A 6,000-nucleotide genomic window follows, 5' to 3' on the forward strand; every position below is an offset into this window, starting at 1 on the left:
GAGGCCGTCGCGGTGCGGTTGCGGTGTCGTGCGGTGCAGTAGTTCGCTTCGCGGACCGTCTCCCGTTCGCGGCCGCAGTGCAGTAGCCCGTCGAACGCCGTAGGAGCAAGGCCCGCCCCAACTCAGACAGGAAGTACAATATCTAAGACTCATCTGTATGGTGTAGAGAAACGAGAAGTTAGTGGAGGAGAAGCAGGGACCCCGCAAATCTTCAAGCGCGCCGACACCATACACCCTCGCATGGACGCCGCCAGTTTCCCGGACGATATCGAGGACGCGAAGGCGACCGAACTCGACCGCCTCGGCTCTCAGCAGGCGCTCGTCGCACTCACGGACGCCGACCTCGACGCCGAGACGGTCCTGCGCGCCGCCGCCCGGAGCGAGGAAACCGCCCGCGAGACGTTCGCCGGGTGGGCCGACAGCGAGGAGAACGCGGACGCCGGCGAGACGTTCGCGGGCCTCGCCGAACGGGAGGCCGACCACTACGAGCGCGTCGTGGCGGAGTTGGAGGCAGAGTTCTCGCCCACCGACGAGACGGACCCGATGCACGACTACCTGCGAGGTCTCGACACCACCGTCGAGCGCGCGGCGGGACTGGTCGGCCGGTCGCTGGCGACCGACCGCACCCAGTTGCAGGTCGTGAACTTCTTCGTCAACGAGGCCGACGAGCGCCGGGCCGACCTCTTCCGGGACCTGCGCGACGACACGCAGGAGGGCGTCACGGTGGGGACCGACCTGCTGGCGGCCCACTGTGACGGCGAGGACGACTGGGAGCGCGCGCGGGAGGTCGCCGAGGAGGTCGTCCAGATCGCCTACGACGACTACGCCGAGACGTTGCAGGGGATGGGACTCGACCCGAAGCCGATCTGCTAATCGACACCTTCGCGTGAACGTCTCTTTCGCGGTGGTTCCTGTCGCCGGAGTTGACACTCCCGGCGACGATTCCGGGACAGTCGGGCACGTAGATTAAGTTCCCGGACGGCGTTTCTCCGATAGAGACTATGGGGGACCAAGACCAGCGTCAGGCGGCGCGGCTCGTAGATCGCGTCATCGAGGAAGTCGCCGCGTGGCCCCACGTCAACACCAACGAACACCGCTTCGAGGGCCGGGAGTTCACGCTCGGCCCGCGCGAGGCCGGCCACGTCCATCGGTGGGGCATCGTGGACGTGCCGTTCACCAAGCGTCTGCGCGAGACGCTCATCGACGAGGGCAGGACCGCCGAGCACCACGTCGTCCCCGAATCGGGGTGGACGACCCACTACATCGAGGACGACGAGGACGTGGAACAGGCGATTTGGCTCCTGCGCCTGTCGTACCTCTACCACGTCAACAACCTGAAGAAGACGCCCGCCGGAGCCGAGAAGTTCGAGGAAATCGACGTTACGGAGGAGTTAGAGGAGTTAGGAGTCAGCGAGGACGTGCGGGCGGCGTTCGAACGGCGCGGGGTCATGGAGTCGTAACTGGGCGACCTCGACCCGGAGAGTCGGTGGCCGGTCCGCTTTCTGAATCCTTAAACGCGCCCAACCGTTTGTACCGAATATGACCGACGAGGAAGCCACCGAGCAGGTGCAGAGGGACGCCGACAGCGAAGCCGAGGAGCAATCAGTGGCTGCCGAGGCCGAAGCGGAATCCGAGGCCGAAGCGGACCCCCTCGGCCCGACCAGCACCAAACTCGTCGCGGAAGTTGCCACGCAGGACGCCCAACTCGCCACCGACCTCGAAGGCCACCTCGCGGAACTCGAAGCAGAGCGCGCGGAGGCCCGCGAGCGTGCGGACGACTTCGAATCGAAACTCAAGCGCAACAGGGCCGACTTCCAGAACTACAAGAAGCGCGCGAAGAAGCGCCAAGAGCAGATGAAAGAGCGCGCGACCGAGGACCTCGTCGAGAATCTCCTCGACGTGCGCGACAACCTGAAGCGCGCCGTCGAGAACGACCACGAGAACGTCGAGAGTCTGAAAGAGGGCGTCGAGATGACCCTGAAGGAACTGGACCGAGTGTTCGAGGACGAGAACGTCGAGACGATAGACCCCAAACCCGGCACCGAGACCGACCCCCAGCGCCACGAGGTGATGATGCAGGTCGAGAGCGACCAACCCGAGGGCACCGTCGCCGACGTGTACCAACCGGGCTACGAGATGGGCGAGAAGGTCCTCCGTGCCGCTCAGGTCACCGTCAGCGAAGGAAGCGAGTAGGAGCGAACGGCGGGAGAGAATCGGGAAAGCAGTTCGTCAGGGTGAGAAAGTCGACGCGGCTTCGTTCTCGAAAGCCCCCGCTCGCTCGTGCGACCGGGTGGCCCCTTCAGTCCACCTAGCGGGAGAGGGTGTCACCGTTTCTATTCCGATGGTCGGTGTCACCGAGCGCCTTCAGGTGGGAAGTATCACTAAACAAAGAGTGGAATTGCGGTCGGATATATAAGTATGCCATCTATCGTCACAGTGGGTTTCTAAAACCGCAAGCAGGCGAAGGGTTGCTCGCGCGCGGTCGAACGCCGAGACTAGCAAGGCTTAAACGGCAGAACCCGCAACGTATCGAACAAGATGGCGAGCAACAAAATTCTGGGCATCGACCTCGGCACCACGAACAGCGCGTTCGCGGTCATGGAGGGCGGCGACCCGGAGATCATCGTCAACAGCGAGGGCGAGCGAACCACGCCCTCGGTCGTCGCCTTCGACGACGGCGAGCGTCTCGTCGGGAAACCCGCCAAGAACCAGGCGGTCCAGAACCCCGAGCGCACGATCGAGTCCATCAAGCGCCACATGGGCGACGAGGACTACACCGTCGAAATCGACGACGAGGAGTACACGCCCGAGCAAATCTCGGCGATGATCCTCCAGAAGATAAAGCGCGACGCCGAGGAGTACCTCGGCGACGACATCGAGAAGGCGGTCATCACGGTCCCCGCCTACTTCAACGACAAACAGCGCCAGGCGACCAAGGACGCCGGGGAAATCGCCGGGTTCGAGGTCGAGCGCATCGTCAACGAACCGACCGCCGCGTCGATGGCGTACGGACTCGACGACGAGTCCGACCAGACCGTCCTGGTCTACGACCTCGGCGGAGGCACCTTCGACGTGTCCATCCTCGACCTCGGCGGCGGGGTCTACGAGGTCGTCGCCACGAATGGTGACAACGACCTCGGCGGCGACGACTGGGACCAGGCCATCATCGACTACCTCGCCGACGAGTTCGAGAACGAACACAACATCGACCTGCGCGAGGACCGTCAGGCCCTCCAGCGACTGAAGGACGCCGCGGAAGAGGCCAAAATCGAACTCTCCTCCCGAAAGGAGGCCGACATCAACCTCCCGTTCATCACGGCGACCGACGAGGGGCCGGTCCACCTCGAAGACAGCCTGACTCGCGCGAAGTTCGAGTCGCTGACCTCGGACCTCATCGAGCGGACGGTCGGCCCGACCGAGCAGGCCCTCGAAGACGCGGGCTACTCGAAGGGCGACATCGACGAAGTGATTCTCGTCGGTGGCTCGACCCGGATGCCACAGGTCCAAGAGCAGGTCGAAGAGATGACCGGCCAGGAGCCGAAGAAGAACGTCAACCCCGACGAGGCCGTCGCGCTCGGCGCGGCGATTCAGGGCGGCGTCCTCTCGGGCGACGTAGATGACATCGTGCTGCTCGACGTGACACCGCTCTCGCTCGGTATCGAGGTCAAGGGCGGCCTGTTCGAGCGGCTCATCGACAAGAACACCACGATTCCCACCGAGGAGTCGAAGGTGTTCACCACGGCCGCGGACAACCAGACCTCGGTACAGGTCCGAGTGTTCCAGGGCGAGCGCGAAATCGCCGAGGAGAACGAACTGCTCGGCGAGTTCCAGTTGACGGGCATCCCGCCCGCTCCGGCCGGAACGCCGCAGATCGAGGTCGGGTTCAACATCGACGAGAACGGCATCGTCAACGTCACGGCCGAAGACCAGGGCTCGGGCAACTCCGAGGAGATTACCATCGAAGGCGGCGCTGGCCTCTCGGACGAGCAGATCGAACAGATGCAGGAAGAAGCCGAGAAGCACGAGGAAGAGGACCAGAAGCGCCGCGAGCGCATCGAGGCCCGCAACGAGGCCGAGAGCGCGGTCCAGCGCGCCAACACCCTCCTCGACGAGAACGAGGAGGAGATCGACGACGACCTGAAGGCCGACATCGAGGCCGAAATCGAGAACGTCGAGGAGGTCCTACAGGACGAAGACGCCACGAAGGAGGACCTCGAAGACGCCACCGAGAGTCTGAGCGAGGAACTTCAGGAGATCGGCAAGCAGATGTACCAGCAACAGGCCCAGGCCGGTGCTGGCGCTGGTCCCGGCGGTGCGGGTCCCGGCGGCGCGGCAGGTGCCGGACCCGGCGGTATGGGCGGACAGGCCGGACCCGGCGGTGCTGGCGCGGGCGGTGAAGGCGACGAGTACGTGGACGCAGACTTCGAAGACGTGGACGACGAAGACGACGAGTAACTCCGCTCGTCCGTCTGAATCGCGGCGCATCAACGGACCCTTCAAGTAACTCCATCTTTTATCGACGAACAACGAATGAGCGAGGACTTCTACGACGTACTCGGCGTGAGCAGGGACGCCGACGAGGACGAAATCAAGGACGCCTACCGAGAGAAGGCGACCGAGTACCATCCCGACGTGAGCGACGACCCGAACGCCGAGGAGAAGTTCAAGAAAGTCAAGAAGGCCAAGGAAGTGCTGACCGACGACGAGAAGCGCCAGGCCTACGACCAGATGGGCCACGACCGGTTCGAGCAGGCCGAGAAGCGCGGCGGTTTCGACGGCGGTCGCGGTGGTGGCGCCGGCGGCATGGGCGGGCAAGGCCCCTTCGGCGGCATGGGCGGACAGGGCGGTATGGGCGACATCTTCGAGCAGTTCTTCGGCGGCGGCGGTCGCGGCCGCCAGTCCAACCGGCCGCAGAAGGGCCAAGACCTCCGGACGCGACTGACCATCGACCTCGAAGACGCCTACGAGGGCGTCCAGAAGCAGGTCAGCGTCCGTCGGCCCGAGCGATGCGACGACTGCGACGGCGAGGGCCACCCGCCGGGTACCGATTCGCACACCTGTCAGGAGTGCAACGGCCGCGGGCAGGTCACGCAGGTCCAGCAAACGCCGCTCGGCCGGGTCCAGCAGACCCAGACCTGCCGGCAGTGCGGCGGCGAAGGCGAAATATACGCCGAGACCTGTTCGACCTGCGGCGGCGACGGGACCGTCCGCCGGGAGGCCACCCTCTCGGTCGAGGTGCCCGCGGGCATCCAGTCGGGCCAGAGCCTCCAGATGGAAGGCGAGGGCGCGCCCGGTCCCAACGGCGGGCCGAACGGCGACCTGCTCATCGAGGTCGAAATCGAGGACCACCCGGACTTCGAACGCGACGGCGACGACCTCCGGCGACAGGAACCCATCTCGTTCCCGCAGGCGACGTTCGGCGACACCGTCGAGATTCCGACGCTCGACGGGACGGTCGAGATGGACATTCCCGCGGGCACGCAGAGCGGCGAGACGTTCCGCCTACAGGGCAAGGGCATGCCCCGCCTCCGGCGACGCGGGCAGGGCGACCTCTACGTGCAGGTGCAGGTCGTGACGCCCTCGGACCTCAACGACGAACAGAAGGAGGCGCTGGAGCAGTTCGCGGAAGCCGGCGGCGAGGAGATTAGCGTCGAGGAAGGCTTCTTCGAGAAGATCAAGAACTCCTTCTGAACGGGCTTCCAACTCCACCTTTCGACGACCACCTTCTTTCGGCGTCGGGTGAACTCGGGCGAGCGACGCAGCGCGTCGCTCGCTTGTCGGCTGCTCGTTTTTCGGTCGCTCACTTTTCTGCTACTCGAATCGCCGAGCGAAAGAAATATTTTTATTTCTTTTAGATTCATATATCAATCCTTCCCGTTGGTATAGAATGCCGATACCGTATCGAGTGACGCCCCGGCGGTGGGGGGGGCCCCCGCCCCCCCCCCCCCCCAAATGGGCGCCCCCGCGGGTGGGGGCCCCCCCCCCGGGTTAGAACCAAGG

Annotated in this window: 5 protein-coding genes; all 5 read left to right on the forward strand. The window is 64.9% G+C overall.

Annotation, left to right across the window (positions count from 1 at the left end):
- Positions 1 to 240: 240 nt before the first annotated feature.
- Positions 241 to 873, forward strand: a complete 633-nt coding sequence (locus tag E2484_RS02025) for a ferritin family protein (RefSeq protein WP_137283554.1) — start codon at positions 241 to 243, stop codon at positions 871 to 873.
- A gap of 128 nt (positions 874 to 1,001) precedes the next feature.
- Positions 1,002 to 1,460, forward strand: a complete 459-nt coding sequence (locus tag E2484_RS02030) for a luciferase domain-containing protein (RefSeq protein ID WP_137283555.1) — start codon at positions 1,002 to 1,004, stop codon at positions 1,458 to 1,460.
- Positions 1,461 to 1,539: 79 nt separating this feature from the next.
- Positions 1,540 to 2,193, forward strand: coding sequence for a nucleotide exchange factor GrpE (locus E2484_RS02035; RefSeq protein ID WP_137283556.1), 654 nt, complete (start codon positions 1,540 to 1,542; stop codon positions 2,191 to 2,193).
- 345 nt (positions 2,194 to 2,538) lie between these two features.
- Entirely contained in the window at positions 2,539 to 4,455 is a 1,917-nt protein-coding gene (dnaK, locus tag E2484_RS02040) for a molecular chaperone DnaK (protein WP_137283557.1), read from the forward strand.
- A 75-nt stretch (positions 4,456 to 4,530) separates the two neighbouring features.
- Positions 4,531 to 5,691 (forward strand): molecular chaperone DnaJ, encoded by a 1,161-nt coding sequence (gene dnaJ / locus E2484_RS02045; RefSeq protein WP_137283558.1) that lies wholly within the window; start codon positions 4,531 to 4,533, stop codon positions 5,689 to 5,691.
- The last annotated feature ends 309 nt before the right edge of the window (positions 5,692 to 6,000 follow it).

This window comes from Halorussus salinisoli (assembly GCA_005239435.1).
Classification (GTDB): domain Archaea; phylum Halobacteriota; class Halobacteria; order Halobacteriales; family Haladaptataceae; genus Halorussus; species Halorussus salinisoli.

What these genes read in the sequence shown, in the direction of transcription:
- dnaJ (WP_137283558.1), top strand. Translation starts at nt 4,531, where the DNA reads ATGAGCGAGGACTTCTACGACGTACTCGGCGTGAGCAGGGACGCCGAC.
- E2484_RS02025 (WP_137283554.1), top strand. Translation starts at nt 241, where the DNA reads ATGGACGCCGCCAGTTTCCCGGACGATATCGAGGACGCGAAGGCGACC.
- E2484_RS02035 (WP_137283556.1), top strand. Translation starts at nt 1,540, where the DNA reads ATGACCGACGAGGAAGCCACCGAGCAGGTGCAGAGGGACGCCGACAGC.
- dnaK (WP_137283557.1), top strand. Translation starts at nt 2,539, where the DNA reads ATGGCGAGCAACAAAATTCTGGGCATCGACCTCGGCACCACGAACAGC.
- E2484_RS02030 (WP_137283555.1), top strand. Translation starts at nt 1,002, where the DNA reads ATGGGGGACCAAGACCAGCGTCAGGCGGCGCGGCTCGTAGATCGCGTC.